Source organism: Archangium sp. (assembly GCF_045802675.1).
GTDB lineage: Bacteria > Myxococcota > Myxococcia > Myxococcales > Myxococcaceae > Archangium.
Window position 1 is genome coordinate 84087 of record NZ_JBJMQO010000123.1, and the last position, 15806, is coordinate 99892.

Below are 15806 nucleotides of genomic sequence, written 5' to 3' on the forward strand. Positions count from 1 at the left end.
GTCCGTGTCGGAACTGTTGAGCCCCGCGGAGGTGCAGGGCGCGGCGGAGAGGGTGGCGCAGCTCCAGAAGGGGCTGAACCAGGTGCTGCTCGATCAGACGCAGGTGGTGGAGCAGGTGGCGGCGGCGGTGCTCGCGCGCGGCCACCTGCTGCTCGAGGGCTTGCCGGGCCTGGGCAAGACGGAGCTGTGCAAGGCGCTCGCGCGGCTGCTCGGGCTGCCCTTCCGCCGCATCCAGTTCACGCCGGATCTGCTGCCCGGCGACATCACCGGCACCTACGTGCTCGAGGGCGAGGGCCGCCGCGAGTTCACCTTCCGAGAGGGTCCCCTCTTCGCCAACGTGGTGCTCGCGGACGAAATCAACCGCTCCAGCCCCAAGACGCAGGCGGCGCTGCTGGAGGCCATGCAGGAGCGCAGCGTGACGGTGCTCGGCCACACGCGCCCGCTGCCCGAGCCCTTCTTCGTGCTCGCCACGCAGAACCCCATCGAGCTGGAGGGCACCTACCCCCTGCCCGAGGCGCAGCTCGACCGTTTCCTCTTCCGCGTCCAGGTGCCGCCCGTGGGCGCGAAGACGCTCACCACGCTGCTCACCACGCGCGTGCGCGGCACCCCGCCGGTGCTGCCCGCCGTGACGGACGCCGAGGGCCTCGCCTCGCTCTTCGCCACGGTGGACCGGGTGCACCTGCCCGTGCCGGTGGCGGACTTCATCGGCCGGCTGGTGGAGGCGAGTGATCCGCGCAGTTCCAGCGCTCCCGAGCCGGTGCGCCGCTTCGTGCGCTACGGCGCCAGCCCCCGCGCCGCCCTGGCGCTGGCCTCGTCGGGACGGGCGCTCGCGCTCATGCGGGGCAAGCCCAACGTGGGCTTCGACGAGGTGGTGGCCGCCGCTCCCGCCGTTCTCAACCACCGCCTGGTGCTCGCCTACGAGGCCTCGCTGGAGAAGGTGGCCTCGATCGACGTGGTGCGCGCCCTGCTCCAGTCCATCCCCGAGGTGCCCCGTGGATGAGCGCCTGGCCGCCGTGCTCCTCGCCCTCCTCGTGTGCGCGGGCCCCGTGTGGGCGCAGGAGGCCGAGGCGCCCCAGGCTCCGGTCGCCGCTCCCGCCGAAGCGGACCCCGCTGCGGCTGCCGGTGAGGACGCGGAGGCCGACGAGGAGGCGGAGCCCGAGGCCGTCCAGGGCCATATGGGCTGGGCGGCCTCCACGGGTTACCAGGAAGTGCAGACGCACATGGAGAGCGAGGCCGATGGCGACCTGCGCATCTCCGTGGGCAGCGCCGTGCTGCGCCCCTTGCGCGGCTACATTCCCTTGCAGGTGATGGTGCACAACTCGGGCAGCGCGCCGCGGGTGGTGCGCATCAGCATCGACTCCAATGGGGTGGGCCGCGCCGAGCTCGCCTCGCGTCAGGTGGAGGTGGGCCCCCGCCAGCTGCTCACTGTCTGGCTGCCCGTACCGGTCGCCGCGCACGGGGGCTCCGTGCGCGTGCAGAGCCCCGGGCTCGGCTTCCGCATCTTCTCCTTCTACTCGATGGACCCGGTGGGCCAGCCGGTGCTGGTGCTGGGCTCGGAGAAGGCCTTCAAGGCCGGTACCCAGCTGAAGCGTGTGGACAACGGGCCGAAGCTGTCGGCGCGCTTCGTCGGGCTGGAGGACGCGCCGCGCGAGCTCGCCGCGTACGTGGGCCATGCCTTCGTCGTGGTGGCCGGGGACGTCACCGCGATTCCGGCGGATGCCTGGAGCGCGCTCGAGGCCTATGCCTCCACCGGTGGCACGCTCGTCCTGCTGCGCCCACCGCGAGACGTGAACACGCGTCTGCCGCTGCTCTCGGGCACCACCTCCGGAGGCGTGCACCCGTATGGTTTCGGCAAGGTGCGGCTGTGCGGCATGGCGGAGGCGTGCGGTGCCGCGCTCCTCGCCGACGCGACCGCGATGGGCGAGCCGGACAAGGCCCAAGCAGGTGTCATCTCGCCCGTGGGGCCTCCGCCGAGCTGGCAGCGCCACAGCTACATGCTGAACGATGGCGAGCAGCCGCTGCTGCCCGGCGTCCAGGCGCCCGTGGGCCGCTTCCTGCTGCTCATCACCCTCTTCGTGCTGGCGGTGGGGCCCGGAGGCCTCGCGCTCGCCCGGCGCAAGGGGCCCGTGGCGCTGCTCATCGCCGTGCCCTCGGTGGCGCTCGTCACGTGTCTGGCCATCGTCGTCTGGTCCGTGCTCGTCGATGGCTTCTCCGTCCACGCCTCCCGCTACAGCCTCACCTGGCTGGACCGGCCACGCGATAGGGCGCTGACGGTCGGCATCTCCGGCTACTACGCCAACCTGGAGCCAGACGGCATCCACGTGCCCGCCCTGGCCGCGCTGCTCGGGCCGGACGTGGATTGGGACGCGCAGGCCGTGGAGGCCGACTGGAGCAATGGCATGGCGGTGACGGGCGGCTTCCTGCCCTCGCGCACCTACCGCGAGTGGGGGGAGCTGGCGGTGGTGCCCACGCGGGCCCGGCTCGTCGTGCGGCGCGAGGGCAAGGAGTGGCGGGTGCAGAACGCGCTCGGCGCGCCGCTCGCCGAGGGCTATGTGCGGCTCGGGGGCAAGGTGTGGGAATTGCCGGCGCTCGCCGATGGCGCGGAGGCGGCGCTCACGTCCGGGTCCGACTCCACCTCTCGGAAAACGGCCCCGCAGCTCGCGAGCTTCTTCGGCGCCCCGGAGCGCCGCTTCAAGAATGTGTCCTGGAGCGAGCTCGACAAGCCGCTGCAGGAAGGCGGCTTCCTCGCGCGGGTGGAGGGCCCGGGAATGCTGCCCACGGCGGTGCTCCCGGTGGAGCTGCACCAGGGCCTGCACCTCGTGCGCGGAAGGGTGGACGGACCATGAGCCTGCTGGAGGTGAAGGGGCTGCGGCGCGACTACGGCGCCCTGCGCGCGGTGGACGACGTGTCCTTCGAGGTGGAGGCGGGCACCATCCTGGGCTTCATCGGGCCCAACGGCGCCGGCAAGAGCACCACCATGCGCATCATCGCCACGCTGGATACGCCCACCGCGGGCGTGGTGACGCTGGATGGGCACTCGGTGGTGGACACCCCGGACAAGGCCCGGCCGCTCATCGGCTACATGCCGGACCGCTACGGCACCTACGACGACGTCACCGTGCTCGAGTTCCTCGACTTCTTCGCGCGCGCCTATGGCCTCCAGGGCCGCGCCCGGACGAAGCGCGTCGAGTCGGTGATGGAGTTCACCGGGCTGCTGCCGCTCGGGGACAAGCTCACCAGCGCGCTCTCCAAGGGCATGAAGCAGCGCGTGGCGCTCGGACGCACGCTGCTGCACGACCCGAAGCTGCTCATCCTCGACGAGCCGGCGGACGGCCTGGACCCGCGCGCCCGCATTGAGCTGCGCGAGCTGCTGCGCGCGCTCGCGGACCAGGGCAAGGCGGTGCTCATCTCCAGCCACATCCTCACGGAGCTGGCCGAAATCTGCGACGCGTGCGCCATCATCGAGCAGGGCCGGCTGCTGGCCACGGGTAGGGTGGCGGACATCCTCGCGCAGGCGAGCGGGACGGCGGTGGCGGAGCTGGTGGTGCGCCTCTTCCCGGGCAGCGAGGGCGAGGCGGTGTGGACGCGCGCCGAGCGGCTGCTGCTGGAGCAGCCCCGGGTGAAGCAGGTGGCGCGCGAGGGAGACGCGCTGCGCGTCCGGTTGGAGCACGAGGGGGGCCCGGCGGCCGGCCCGTGGGTGGACGAAGCGGCGGCGCGGCTGCTGGCGGCGCTGGTGGGCGGGGGCGTGCCCGTGTGCGCCTTCAGCCACCGCGAGCGCAACCTGGAGGATGCCTTCATGCACGTGACGAAGGGGAGGGTGGCGTGAGCGCGACGGCCACGGACACCGCGGGCACCGCCCCGCGCGAGGCAGCCCCGCCCGGATGGATGGAGCGCTGGGGCGACAGGCTCAACCCGCTCGTGGTGAAGGAGGTGCGCCAGGGCGTGCGCTCGCGCGTCTTCTGGGCGAGCTTCGGGTTGATGCTGCTCTCCTGCCTCATCCTGTCGATGGTGGCGTATGCCTCCTCGCGGGACTCGGGCCTCACCACCCAGGGACAGGGCTTCTTCTTCGGCTTCTTCGTCTGCCTGGGCGTGGTGCACTTCTTCATCATCCCCTACAGCGCCTACCGCTCCCTGGCTCGCGAGCGCGAGGACGAGACGTGGGTGCTGCTCATCCTCACCGGCCTGGGGCCCCGCCGCATCCTGCGCGGCAAGGTGGCCTCCTTCCTGGTGCAGGCCGGGCTGTACGCCTCCGCCGTGGGGCCCTTCCTCCTCTTCAGCTACTACCTCAATGGCATCGACCTGCCGACCATCCTCGTGGTGCTCGTGCTGGGCCTCTGCTGGCTCGTCTTCCTCACCGTGGTGGCGGTGGGTGCGGCCACGCTCGCCGATGGGCGCATGGGGCGCGCTTTCGTGCACCTCGTGCTGCTGGCGCTGCTCGGCCTGGCGGTGATGTACGGGCTGACCTCGGCCTTCGTGCTGAGCGAGCAGGGCTACCGCTTCCTCACCCGCGAGAAGGACCTCTCCACCTTCGCCTGCGCCTTCCTCTGGGCCATGCTCACCTACGGGTGGCTGCTCTTCGAGACGGCCGCCGCCCGCCTGTCGCTGCCCACGGAGAACTACTCCCGGGGCCCGCGGCTGGCGTTCGTCCTCCAGGTGCTGCTCTCCGGCGCCCTCCTGGCTGTCGTATGGGTGGTGCGGGAGCCCACCACGAGCGCGGCCATGGCGGTGGGCGTCGCCGGGTGCCTGTGCGTGGCCCTCACCGGCATCTTCGTGGCCTCGGATGTGGACGGCCAGGCCCGCGCCCTGCGCGCCGCCACCCGCCCCTGGTCCCTGCTGCGCCCCGGCGCCGTGCGCGGCTTCCGGCTCGTCCTGCTGCTGCTGCTCGTCTGGCTGGGCGTGTCCTGCGCCCTCTTCTTCCTGTCGGATGACCGCAGCAACTCCGAGGCCCACTTCCTCACGCTGTTCGTCGCGCCGGCCTACGCGCTCCTCTTCCTCTCGCTGGCGCTGCTGGTGGGGCGCATGCCGCGCTCGGACCGGCTCGCCGCCCCGGCGGTGGTGCGCGTCCTCTTCTTCGCGCTCGCGGGCGTGGCGGGCTCCCTGCCTCCGCTGGTGGCCGTCCTCTTCGACCAGCACGCGGATGATCCGCTCTTCAACCTGCTCAACCCCTTCGTCGGCCTGGAGAACTTCAGCGACTACGACTACTCCTCGAGCGGGGCGAAGATGAGCCTGGCGCTGGCCGCCTGCGTGTGGGGGGTGGCCGTGCTCGCCGCCTTCGCCGCGGACCGCTCCCTCGTCGAGCGCGAGCGCCGGGCCCACCTCTCATGAGCCTCGCGCTGGACTTCGACGAGGCGGAGGTGGCGCGGCTGGCCCCGGGCCTGGCGCTCGCGCTGCCCCGCACGCCCCAGCGCGGCCGGACGGGCGAGGTCCGCGCGGCCTCGGCCGGCGCCTCGCTGGAGCTGCACGACTTCCGCGCCTACCAGCCGGGAGACGACCTGCGGCAGATGGACTGGAACGCGGTGGCGCGCACCGGTGAGCTGATTCTGCGCGTGCGCCAGGATGAGGTGTCCCCGCGCCTGGAGGTGCTGCTGGATGGCTCGAGCAGCATGGCGCTGTCGCCGCGCAAGGCCGGGTGCGCGCGCGAGCTGGCGCTGCTGGCCACGGAGGTGGGCGCGCAGCAGGGACTCAGTCCCACGCTATGGGTGGGCGGCTCGCGTCCCGAGCGCGTGCAGGGACAGGTGTGCCGCTCGGCCCTGCGCGCCGCCACCTTCGACGCGAAGGATGATTTGCACGCGGCCCTCGGGCGCCTGCCGCCGCTGCGCCCGTGTGGATTGCGCGTGGTGGTGAGCGACTTCCTCTTCGAGGCTCCGCTGCCCACGTTGGTGTCGCGGCTGGCGCAGGGGGCCTCGGCGCTCTTCCTGGTGCAGGTGCTGGACGCGGAGGATTTGGAGCCCACGGGCGGCGAGGGCGCGCGGCTGGTGGACGCGGAGAGCGGCGCGGCGCTGGAGGAGCTCCTCACCGAGGACGTGCTGGCGGCGTACACGAGGCGCTTCACCGAGCACCAGAAGTCCCTCTCGGCCGCGGCGATGAGGGCCCGGGCGGCGCACCTGGTGGCCCCCGCGCCCCAGGCCCTGCGCGCCCTGGTGACGGGTCCGCTGCGGCCCCTCTTCCTCCCGGCGGGAGGGGCCTGATACGGGTTGCTGACAGTGTTGCCGTTCGCGGCGGTGTGCGGATGGGGCCGCGAGTGGGAGACGCGCCCCACCAGGCGGCCGAGTAGGGCCTTCCGTCTGTCGACCTGTACCCGGGGATGACGGGCCCGGGCGCATGCCTAACTTCCCGCCTCGGGAGGTTCGGGCGTGCACAAGGGGTGGGGACGAAGGTGGGCGATGGTGGTGGCGGCGGCCACCGTGATGTCGGGGTGCTCCGTATTCACCGCGAAGGAGGCCTCCAAACCCTTCCAGTTGCGCGGAGACGTGGACTCACGGGGCTCGGGGTTCGCCACGGCGCTCTACCAGACGGTGGGCGTGCGCATGGTGCCGGGCAACCGCCTGCGCTGGGCCAACAACGGCGCCGTCTTCGACGTGATGGCCGAGGAGCTGTCCCGCGCTCGCTCCTCGATGAACATCGTCCTCTTCATCTGGCACCCGGGCGCCGCCTCCGAGCGGTTGCTCTCCGTCATCACCGAGCGCGCCCGGGCGGGTGTCACCTGCCGGGTGCTCGTGGATCCCCTGGGCAGCACCCCCTTCGAGAAGGAGGTGAAGCCGAGGCTCGAAGCGGCCGGGTGCAAGGCCCACCTGTTCCGCCCGCTGCCAGCGGACGAGAACCTCGCGCGCAACCACCGCAAGGTGGTCGTGGTGGACGGACGGGTGGCCATCACCGGCGGCGTGGCCATCCAGGACGAGTGGCTGGGCGAGGCGCGCAACGAGAAGGAGTGGCGCGACACGAACGCGCGGGTGGAGGGCCCGGTGGTGGCGCAGCTCCAGCAGGCCTTCGCGGAGAACTGGCAGGAGACGACGGGCGAGCTGCTGCCCGCGAGCGACTTTCCCGGGCTCGACGCTCCACAGCCGGGATTGGACGAGGCGGGGGAGGGCTGGGCGGCCTTCGTTGGCAGCACCGCGAATCCCGAGCTCACGCGCGCCGAGCGCCTCACGCAATTGATGGTGCGCGCCGCGCGCAAGCGGCTGTGGATTGCCCAGGCGTACTTCACGCCCAACGAGGCCCTCACCGCGCTGCTGGTGGAGCGGGCGCGCGCGGGCGTGGACGTGCGGGTGCTCGCGCCTGGGGACAAGAACGACCACACCTCCATCACCGTGGCCCAGCGCGCCACCTACGACACCTTGAGGGCCGCGGGCGTGCGCATCTGGGAGTACCAGCCGTCGATGATGCACGCCAAGACGATGCTGGTGGATGACCGGCTCGTGTTGGTGGGCTCCATCAACTACGACGCGCTGTCCTTCAACATGCTCGAGGAAGGCTCGCTGGTGCTCCAGGACGGCGAGGCCGCGCGGCGGATGGAGGCCTTCTTCCTGGAGGACCTGAAGCACGCGCGCGAGGTGAAGCCAGGGCAGGCGGCTCGCCGAGGCCCGCCTCTCCCGCGGCCGTCGCCGTGACGTTCGGCCGCGGAGGGTTTCAGCTCGCCAGATCCTCCAGCACGTCGGCGAGGCGGGTGGCGTTCAGGGACTTGTCGAACCAGCGGTCCAGGATGGCCATGTCCGTGCACGCGAGGATGCGCTGCTGGGCCTCCTCACCGACCTGTACGCCCCGACTGGAAAGAATCCGAAGCACCGCCTCGGCACGCCCTCGGAGCAGCCCCTGCTCCCGCCCCTGCTCCAGTCCCTGTTCGCGCCCCTGCTCCCGCCCCTGCTCCAGTCCCTGCTGGCGACCCCGCTCAATCATCTCCTCGCCCCATTCCCACATCAGCGCCTCCGCTTGCCGTGCATCCATCACCGAATGTAGCACCTGCCTCGCTGCCGCACGGGTGCGCTTGTCCCCGATCGAGAGGAGGTAACGGATGACCACCACCAGATACTCGGAGCCATCGGGGCCAGCCCGCATTTGTGCGAACAAGACCGTCCACTCTGGGAGACGGTTGGCCAGCTCCGCAGTGCGTCCATAACGCAGAACGAGCCACGCCAGCCGGGCCAGCGGTGGACCCGGACGCGCCATCAACGCTTCAGCCCGCTCGGCCGTCAGGTCATCCAGCAGGTACTCGAAGCGCGGCACCAACGCTCGCCAACGCTCGCGCTGCTCACCTTCACCCGGCAGGTCGAAGAGCTCTTCCACCCGGCGGGGTGCCGACCAGGCTCCGTCCGGCCCGTGGGACATGACGAGCGGGATGATGACCGGGAGCACCGGGCTCTCCGGATGCTGCTGGCGCCAGTGCTCCACCTGGCGCACCACGTAGCGCAGCATGCGCAGCGCCATCCACCGGTCCACCGAGGACTGGTGTTCGAGCAATACGTAGAGCAGCAGCGAGCGGCCCTCGTGCAGGCGGGCGGTGAAGAGCAGATCGCTCTCGGTCTCCCGCAGCTCCGGGTCCACGACGGAGCTGGACTCCCGCCGCAGGGATGACCAGTCCACCTCGGAGACGAGGTGTGAGGGGAGGGCGGCGCGCAATTCCGCCGCGGCCCGCTCGGGGTGGCCGAAGGTGAAGCGAGCGAAGAGATCATGGGGTCCCGGCATGGCGAGCGGCGCCGGAAGCACGTGGCGGGCCAACTCGCGCCTGCGGGTCCGCGAGCGCGACGTCACCGCGGCCGTCGGCGTGGCGTTCGACCCCCCCGTCGAGTCTGACACCTTTGTTGGGACACCTTTGTCGGGTGGATTCTCTGCATCATTCCCGGGTTCCCCGGCTCCTACCGTTGCGGGCCAGTGGTTCAGGCCTCGCGATGCGAACGCAACGGAGAGAACGCCGTGATCGCCATGAAAGAATGTCTGCTTGCCTGCGTGGTTCTTCTGCTCTCCGCGCTGGCGCATGCCGCTGCTCCAGTCGTCGAGAAGACCGCACGTCCCCGGTCCGTGAGCGCGGCCACCGGAGCGTCCGACGCGGAGCGTTACTCGCGGCGGTGCCAGTCCCAGGCGGCCCACCGCATCGCCCGTCCCCAGGGCACGATGCTCTGGGGCACCCGGCGGGACTGGGACACCGAGAAGGTCGCGGACGAGCGCGGCAGTGTGCTCGTCTCGGCCGACCTCGCTCCCCCTCGGCGGGCGGATGCCCCGGTGAAGGCCCTGCGCCTCGAGGGCGGGCACCTGGTGGCCGAGCCCTCCTCCGGTGGCGTTGTCGGCACCGTGCTCCAAGGCACCGCCAGTGATGGCAGGCCCGTGGAGGTGGCCATCTGCGGCGCCGAGCCCTCGCCCGAGGATCCCAGCATGGTGTGGTACCGCATCGAGGCCTGGAACGCGCTGGCCCAGGAATGGGAGAATCCCTGCATCGCCCTGGACCGCGTGCCCGACCCGCGGGCACTCGCGGTGAGCGGCGTCTGGGACGTGAGTGGGGCACGGCGGGACGTCCCGGGCAAGCTCACCTTCGCGTGTGAGAACGGCGCCATCTCCAAGTGCATCGGCTGGGGCTACAAGCCCTGGGCGAGCCGTGAGGGACAGTCGCTGACGGACCTCCACCAGGCCTGCACGCGCATGGCGCGCGCCGATTACTGCGGCAATGGCCGCAACCACACGCACGAGGACACCACCATCGACATGTACGATCGGCTCGGCGTCATCGAGCGGGCCACCGAGGTCTCGGCGGATTGGGATCCGGCGAGGGGCTCGTTCGAGGCGGCCTGGGCGCCCGATGGGGCCACCTGCCTGGGACATACCCGGGATGGCCGTGCGCTCGCGTCCATCCTCCAGGAGTGCCCCCAGCGTTTCAGCGCGGCGAGCGTGACGGAGCTGGGGCAGGGGGACCGGTGCGAGGTGCAACGCACGGACGTGAACCCGGGCACGGCCCTGTTGCGCAATCGGTCGTACGGGGCCGCGGCGGGAGCCACCTCCGGCGGCGGACGGTAGAGGGCCTGGAGGTCAGTCCCGCTCGGACGGCCGGGGCGGGGCGTCCTCCGCTCCCAGCAGTTGGCTGATGCTCAGCTCGAGCTGGCTGTCGAGCAGGGCCAGGAAGCTCTGGAAGTCTCGCTGGGAAAGGCCCAGGCGTGCCTGCAGGTGGCGCCGGGTCTCCTTGTAGACCGTCTCCCGTGTGCTCTTCAGCCAGCGGGAGATGGTGGGCTGGGTGACACGAAAGAGCGTCGCCAGCTCGTACATCGAGAGCTGGTCGACGAAATAGAGGCGGAGCAGGTGGCGATCCTCGGACGACAGTGTGGAGAAGGCCTCGCGCATGGCCAGACGCAGGTCGGCCTGGTGGCGCCGCTTGATGGCGTCCAGCTCCGGGTCCACTCCCGGGGCCGGCAGCGCCGACAAGAGGGTCTCCGCGTCCTCTTCGGGCGCCGGCTTCTGGGTGGATTGCAGCTTGATGGCGATGCGCGTGGTGGTGACCCGCACCCAGCTCTGCAGCGCGCCGCGTCCCGTGTATTCGGCGATCTTCGGGCGGCCCTCGGGCGTGGGCACGAGGAGCTTCATGCGTGCGAGCTGGCAGATGTCCTCGAGCATCGCATTGGAGTGTTTGGGATTCTGGAGCGCTCCCGGGAGCTTCGCGAGGTAGTGGTGCTCGAAGAGCTCCAGGGCGGCCTCCACCCCATGCAGACACGCGCACGCCAGGTAGAGCTCCGCCAGCGACAGCGAGGCGAGGAGCGGCTCGAGGGCGTTGGAGGCAGCCGCTTCGGGCAGCCGCTCGGCGAGGTGCGTCACGAACAGCTCGGCGGGGAGCGCCACGCCAGGCCACTTCGCGCGGGAGGTCTCCCACGCCTGGACCAGCAGGCGTTCGAGCGCGGCGGCATCCACGGGGGAAACGAAGCGCACCTTCGCATGCGCCAGAAACATCGCGGCCAGCTTGGGCGCCGGGTCCATGCTCAACGCTGTACCATGCGCTTCGTCAGACCATCAATGGGGGCCATTGAATGGCAACCAACCCATGGTCCGAGGACCTCCACTCCATGTCTCCGTTGAGCTCCAGCGATACCGGACCGGATGCCTCCGGTTGTCTGACGGATGAGCTCCTCGTCGATCTCCTCGATGGCCGGTTGACGGACGAGGCGCTGGCCCGTGCCCACCACCACGCCGCCGGATGCGACGAGTGCCGGCGCCTCCTGGCCTCGGTGGCTCGCGGGGCGCCGGACGGAGCGTGGGGGGAGGCGGAGCCGCGGGCTCCCGAGACGCACGGCGCGGAGGAGGGCGGAGGCGCCTGGACACCGCCCGAGGTGTTCGACGAGTTCCGCCTCGAGCGCATGATTGGCCGCGGCGGCATGGGCGTCGTCTACCTGGCGCAGGACACCTCTCTGGGCCGGTCCGTGGCGGTGAAGTTCATCGCCTCGAGTCAGCCCGAGCCCTGGGTCCGCGCCTACTTCGAGACCGAGGCGCGCGCCATCGCCCGTCTGCAACACCCGAACGTCGTCACCGTGTACCGCGTCGGTCAGGTCCACGGGCACCCGTACATCGTCTCCGAGTACGTCGTGGGCCAGAGCCTCGCGGAGCTGCCGCTCCCGGTGCCGTGGCGCAGGGTGCTGGCGCTCGGGGTCGGGCTGGCCCGGGGGCTCGCGGCGGCCCATCGCCAGGGCGTGCTCCACCGCGACCTCAAGCCGTCCAACGCCCTGCTCACCCAGGACGGCAAGGTGAAGCTGCTCGACTTCGGCCTGGCCGAGCGCTTCGAGCCCGGGGCGGACGCGCCGCCCGCCGCTCCGTCCTCGTTCGCCGGCACGCTGCCCTATCTCGCGCCCGAGCTGTGGGACCGGGCTCCGGCGACGCCGCGCAGTGACCTCTACTCCCTGGGCGTCGTGCTTCACGAGCTGTGTACGGGCGAGCTGCCGCGCACTCCCCGCTCCCCCCGGGCGGAGGCGGCCCCGCGGGCCGAGGCGGCGCAGGGGATGGATCCGGACTTCGCCGCGATCATCGCCCGGTGTCTCGCGCAGGAGCCACTGGAGCGCTTCGCCTCGGCCGAGGCCCTGTGCGAGGCGCTCGAACGTCTGGCGCGGCCCCTCGCGCACACGCCCCTGTTGGAGGGCAATCCCTATCGCGGCCTGGAGCCCTTCGAGGCCGCGCACCGGGCGCTCTTCTTCGGACGCGACGCCGACATCCGCGCCGTGCTCGAGCGGCTCCACCACCAGCCCCTGGTGCTCGTCGCGGGGGACTCCGGGGCCGGCAAGTCCTCGCTGTGCCGCGCCGGCGTGTTGCCCCGGGTGGCCGCGGGCTTCCTGGACGACAGCCGCGAGTGGCTCACCCTCACGCTGTGGCCCGGCCACCGTCCGCTCGAGGCCCTCGCCGCCGCGCTCGCGCCCCTGCTGGGGAAGCGGGAGGCGGAGTGCGTCCACGCGTTCGCGCAGTCGCCCTCCTGGCTGGGGCAGGCGTTGCGCGAGGCGCATGGGGACGGCCGGGGCCTGCTGCTCTTCATCGACCAGCTCGAGGAGCTCCTCACCCTCTCCGAGCCAGTCCAGGCCGCGCACTTCGCCCGCCTGTTGGGCGAGCTGGCCCTGCCCTCGGCGGGGGTGCGCGTGCTGCTGGCGGTGCGCGGCGACTTCCTCACGCGCCTGTGCGCGCTGCCCGGCCTGGGAGAGGAGGCCGAGCGCGCGCTCTACATCCTCCGCCCCATGTCGCCCGAAGGGGTGCGCGAGGCCATTGTCGGTCCCGCGCGCGCCCGGGGCGTGGCCTTCGAGTCCCACGAGCTCATCCAGACGCTCGTCGCGTCCACGGCGCAGGGCGTGGGCAGCCTGCCGCTGCTCCAGTTCGCGCTCGCGGAGCTGTGGGAGCGGTGCACCCCGGCGCAGGGCCGGATTACCCGGGGGGCGCTCGACGAGATGGGCGGCGTGGCCGGAGCGCTGTCGCGGCATGCGGATGGGGTGCTCGCCCGGCTGAGCCCCACCGAGCGCGAGGCGGCGCGGCGCCTGTTGCTCCAGCTCGTGACGGGGGAGGGCACGCGCGTGGAGCGGGGGGAAGAGGAGCTCGCCGAGGCCTCGGACAAGGCCGCCCGCGCCGCCCTTCGCGCGCTCGTCGAGGGCCGCCTGCTGCACACGCGCACCACGGGCGGCCAGCCGCGCTGTGAGATTGCCCACGACTCGCTCATCCAGAGCTGGGGCACGCTGCGCGACTGGCTCGACGACGACATCGGCCACCGGGTGGTGCGCAAGCGGCTCGAGGTGGCGAGCACCGAGTGGGAGCGCCTGGGGCGTGTCCGGGAGGCCCTCTGGGGACAGCGTCAGCTCGACGAGGCGCGTGCGCTCGAGCCCTCCTCCCTGGGGGCGCGCAAGCGTGCCTTCCTCCTGGCCTCCCGCCGCGCGGTGGCGCGCCAGCGCTGGGGCCGTTGGCTCGCCGTGCTCGTCGTCGCGCTCACCGTCGCCTCCTCCTATGGCGGGCTTCGCCTGCAGACGTACCTGGAGGACGCGCGCTTCATCTCGGCCCAGCTCGACTCGGCGCGGGAGGCGCTCGCCGCGGGGCGCGACTTCGCTCGGCAGGCCCGTGAGGGCCGCGAGGAGGCGCTGGCGCTGTTCGACGGCACCGTGCCGGGCGTCCATGCCACGAGGGACGCCGCCGAGCGGCGATGGACCGAGGTGCTCGCCCTGCGGGAGCAGGCCGACGGGGCCTACGCCCGCGCGAGCCAGAGCCTGGAGAAGGCTCTGGATCGGGATCGCGGTCACGCGGGCGCGCACTGGCTCCTCGCGGAGGTCACCTACGAGCGCGTCCTCCTCGCCGAGTGCTTCCACCAACAGCGCGAGCGTGACGAATGGACGCGGCTCCTCGAGCAGATGGTCGACACCTCGGAGGAGGGCAAGGAGTGGCGGCGTCGGCTCCGCGCCCCGGCCGGGCTCGAGCTCGTGACCGAGCCCCCGGGGGCTCGGGTCGAGCTCTACCGGTACACCGACGTGAGGGGGGTCCGGCGCCGCGAGCCCGTCATGGAGGCCGGCTCGTTGGGCCCCACGCCCCTCGCCCAGGTGGTCCTGCCCGCGGACTCCTATCTGCTCCACGTCACGAGGCCGGGGCGTGCACCGGTGGACCTGCCGCTGCTCCTCGCGCAGGGCGAACGTCAGCAGCTCCGCCTCACGCTCCCCACCACGGTGCCCGAGGGCTATGCCTATATCCCGCCGGGCTGCTTCCTCCTGGGCAGCGCCGAGCCCGAGCTGGTGCGAATCTTCATGTACAGCTCGCCGCTTCACCGCTTCTGCCTCACCGAGGGCTACCTCATCGGACGGCGGGAGGTGACGTTCGGCGACTGGCTGGCGTACCTGGAGGACCTGCCCCCGACGGACCCCGCGAGACGGCTCCTCGAGCAGCCGCGCTTTGGGGATGGGGGGGCCGTGAGCCTGCGGTGGCAACCCGGCGAGGGCTGGCTCTTCTCGTTTCAAACCTCGCGGGAGGACGTCTTGAAGGCGGGAGTGGGGGAGCCATTCCGCTATCCGGGACGCACCCGGCGGGACACCGTCGATTGGCGCCAGTTTCCCCTGTCAGGCGTGTCCGCCGTGGACCTGCAGCGCTACTTCTACTGGCTGGACCGGACGGGGCGCCTGCCAGGGGCGCGCCTGTGTGGCCAGAACGAGTGGGAGTACGCCGCGCGGGGTGCGGACGGCCGGCACTTTCCCCACGGCGACCAGTTGCTGCGCGACGATGCCAACATCGACGCGACGTACGGCCGGCTGCCCACGGCCTTCGGGCCGGACATGGTCGGCTCGCACCCCGCGTCGGTGAGCCCGTTCGGCCTGGAGGACATGGCCGGCAACGCCTACGAGCTCACCCGCTCCGCGACGCCGGAGTTCGGGCGCGTCGTGCTCCGGGGGGGCTCCTGGTACTACGACGCCTTCACCGCGTACAGCGCGAGCCTCTCGCCTGGAGATCCAACGGCGCGCGACGCGAGGATCGGCGTGCGCGTCTGCGCCTCGTTCTCTCCACGGTAGTGGGTGGAGTGTCTGTCCACGGGAGACGCCGGGAATCGAGGGGGACCTGCCCGGGGCGCAGCTCGTCTCCAAATGAAGCTGCGGGGGCCGCTCCGGACCTGGAGCGGCCCCCGCGCCCTCAACTCGAGGACGTGGAACTTCCTGACGAACGCGTCGTACAGACCCCCCCGGGCAGTAACGACGCTCGTGGGGACGTTGCCAGCCACGTCCTCCCCCCCAAATCTGAATGAGCCGGCGAGGGGAAAAACGATGCATTAAATCCGCTCGGGGGCGTGCGCCGGACGGTTCACGGGAGCAGCAGGGCGCGGACCCTCTGGGTGACGCGGTGCGCCACCGGGGGGGCGTAGTTCAACATCACCGCGACGGTGTAGCCCTTGCCCAGATAGATATCGAGCTGGCTGTTGATGCCCGGGAATCCACCGCTGTGGCCCACGATGTGGGTGCCCTGCACCTGCTCATCGAAGAAGCCGTAGGCGTACGTCTCGTTCTCGCTCTCGGGTCCCAGCTTCACCTTGCCCGTGGTCACCCGCTGGGTGAACGGGGCCTCGAGCAGCGTGTTCGCCTGGAGCGCCCGGGAGAAGCGCCACAGGTCCTCGACGGTCGAGTACCCGCCGCCCACGGGCCCTCCCTTCACCACGTGCAGGAAGAGGTTGTTCCACTCCCGCTTGGGGCTCTCCTGACTGCCCGGGCCCTGGGGTGCTTCTTCCGCCCCGACAGCAAGGCCTTCCTCATGGGCATGGGCGGCGGAGGCCAGAAGGGCTCGCCACCGGAGCGTGCTCCCGGCACCGCCTCCGATTCCTCTCCTCGAGGTGGTAGAGGGAGCCATGCCCG

11 protein-coding genes are annotated in these 15806 nt (G+C 71.7%); 8 read left to right on the forward strand and 3 right to left on the reverse strand.

Annotated elements, in window-relative coordinates; all coding sequences use genetic code 11:
• The first annotated feature begins 4 nt into the window (after positions 1–4).
• From ACJ8AN_RS34045 to ACJ8AN_RS34070, 6 genes are all read left to right on the forward strand, one after another.
• Complete coding sequence (locus ACJ8AN_RS34045; protein ID WP_407759722.1) at positions 5–1000, forward strand: AAA family ATPase; 996 nt, start codon at positions 5–7, stop codon at positions 998–1000.
• Positions 993–2846: a hypothetical protein gene (locus ACJ8AN_RS34050; protein ID WP_407759723.1), complete on the forward strand. Its 1854-nt coding sequence runs from the start codon at positions 993–995 to the stop codon at positions 2844–2846. The genes ACJ8AN_RS34045 and ACJ8AN_RS34050 overlap by 8 nt, the downstream gene beginning before the upstream one ends.
• Entirely contained in the window at positions 2843–3826 is a 984-nt protein-coding gene (locus ACJ8AN_RS34055; protein ID WP_407759724.1) for an ABC transporter ATP-binding protein, read from the forward strand. Before ACJ8AN_RS34050 ends, ACJ8AN_RS34055 begins: the two co-directional genes overlap by 4 nt.
• Complete coding sequence (locus ACJ8AN_RS34060) at positions 3823–5325, forward strand: ABC transporter permease (protein WP_407759725.1); 1503 nt, start codon at positions 3823–3825, stop codon at positions 5323–5325. The genes ACJ8AN_RS34055 and ACJ8AN_RS34060 overlap by 4 nt, the downstream gene beginning before the upstream one ends.
• Entirely contained in the window at positions 5322–6188 is an 867-nt protein-coding gene (locus ACJ8AN_RS34065) for a DUF58 domain-containing protein (protein WP_407759726.1), read from the forward strand. The genes ACJ8AN_RS34060 and ACJ8AN_RS34065 overlap by 4 nt, the downstream gene beginning before the upstream one ends.
• 165 nt (positions 6189–6353) lie before the next feature.
• Entirely contained in the window at positions 6354–7607 is a 1254-nt protein-coding gene (locus ACJ8AN_RS34070) for a phospholipase D-like domain-containing protein (RefSeq protein WP_407759727.1), read from the forward strand.
• A gap of 19 nt (positions 7608–7626) precedes the next feature.
• Here ACJ8AN_RS34070 and ACJ8AN_RS34075 read toward each other — a convergent pair whose 3' ends face one another.
• A complete protein-coding gene (locus tag ACJ8AN_RS34075; RefSeq protein ID WP_407759728.1) occupies positions 7627–8679 on the reverse strand; it encodes an Rpn family recombination-promoting nuclease/putative transposase in 1053 nt (350 codons plus the stop codon).
• Positions 8680–8916: 237 nt separating this feature from the next.
• On the opposite strand from ACJ8AN_RS34075, the gene ACJ8AN_RS34080 reads away from it, so the two are divergent.
• Positions 8917–9999 (forward strand): ADYC domain-containing protein, encoded by a 1083-nt coding sequence (locus ACJ8AN_RS34080; RefSeq protein WP_407759729.1) that lies wholly within the window; start codon positions 8917–8919, stop codon positions 9997–9999.
• Positions 10000–10011: 12 nt separating this feature from the next.
• On the opposite strand, the gene ACJ8AN_RS34085 is transcribed toward ACJ8AN_RS34080, so the two are convergent.
• Complete coding sequence (locus ACJ8AN_RS34085; protein ID WP_407759730.1) at positions 10012–10947, reverse strand: sigma-70 family RNA polymerase sigma factor; 936 nt, start codon at positions 10945–10947, stop codon at positions 10012–10014.
• A gap of 86 nt (positions 10948–11033) precedes the next feature.
• On the opposite strand from ACJ8AN_RS34085, the gene ACJ8AN_RS34090 reads away from it, so the two are divergent.
• Positions 11034–14975, forward strand: a complete 3942-nt coding sequence (locus ACJ8AN_RS34090; RefSeq protein ID WP_407759743.1) for a protein kinase domain-containing protein — start codon at positions 11034–11036, stop codon at positions 14973–14975.
• A gap of 286 nt (positions 14976–15261) precedes the next feature.
• On the opposite strand, the gene ACJ8AN_RS34095 is transcribed toward ACJ8AN_RS34090, so the two are convergent.
• Positions 15262–15801 carry a serine hydrolase gene (locus ACJ8AN_RS34095; RefSeq protein ID WP_407759731.1) on the reverse strand — a complete coding sequence of 180 codons (540 nt, stop codon included), beginning with the start codon at positions 15799–15801 and terminating at the stop codon, positions 15262–15264.
• Positions 15802–15806: the final 5 nt, after the last annotated feature.

What these genes read in the sequence shown, in the direction of transcription:
- ACJ8AN_RS34085 (WP_407759730.1), bottom strand. Translation starts at nt 10,947, where the DNA reads ATGGACCCGGCGCCCAAGCTGGCCGCGATGTTTCTGGCGCATGCGAAG.
- ACJ8AN_RS34065 (WP_407759726.1), top strand. Translation starts at nt 5,322, where the DNA reads ATGAGCCTCGCGCTGGACTTCGACGAGGCGGAGGTGGCGCGGCTGGCC.
- ACJ8AN_RS34090 (WP_407759743.1), top strand. Translation starts at nt 11,034, where the DNA reads ATGTCTCCGTTGAGCTCCAGCGATACCGGACCGGATGCCTCCGGTTGT.
- ACJ8AN_RS34055 (WP_407759724.1), top strand. Translation starts at nt 2,843, where the DNA reads ATGAGCCTGCTGGAGGTGAAGGGGCTGCGGCGCGACTACGGCGCCCTG.
- ACJ8AN_RS34075 (WP_407759728.1), bottom strand. Translation starts at nt 8,679, where the DNA reads ATGCCGGGACCCCATGATCTCTTCGCTCGCTTCACCTTCGGCCACCCC.
- ACJ8AN_RS34080 (WP_407759729.1), top strand. Translation starts at nt 8,917, where the DNA reads ATGAAAGAATGTCTGCTTGCCTGCGTGGTTCTTCTGCTCTCCGCGCTG.
- ACJ8AN_RS34095 (WP_407759731.1), bottom strand. Translation starts at nt 15,801, where the DNA reads ATGGCTCCCTCTACCACCTCGAGGAGAGGAATCGGAGGCGGTGCCGGG.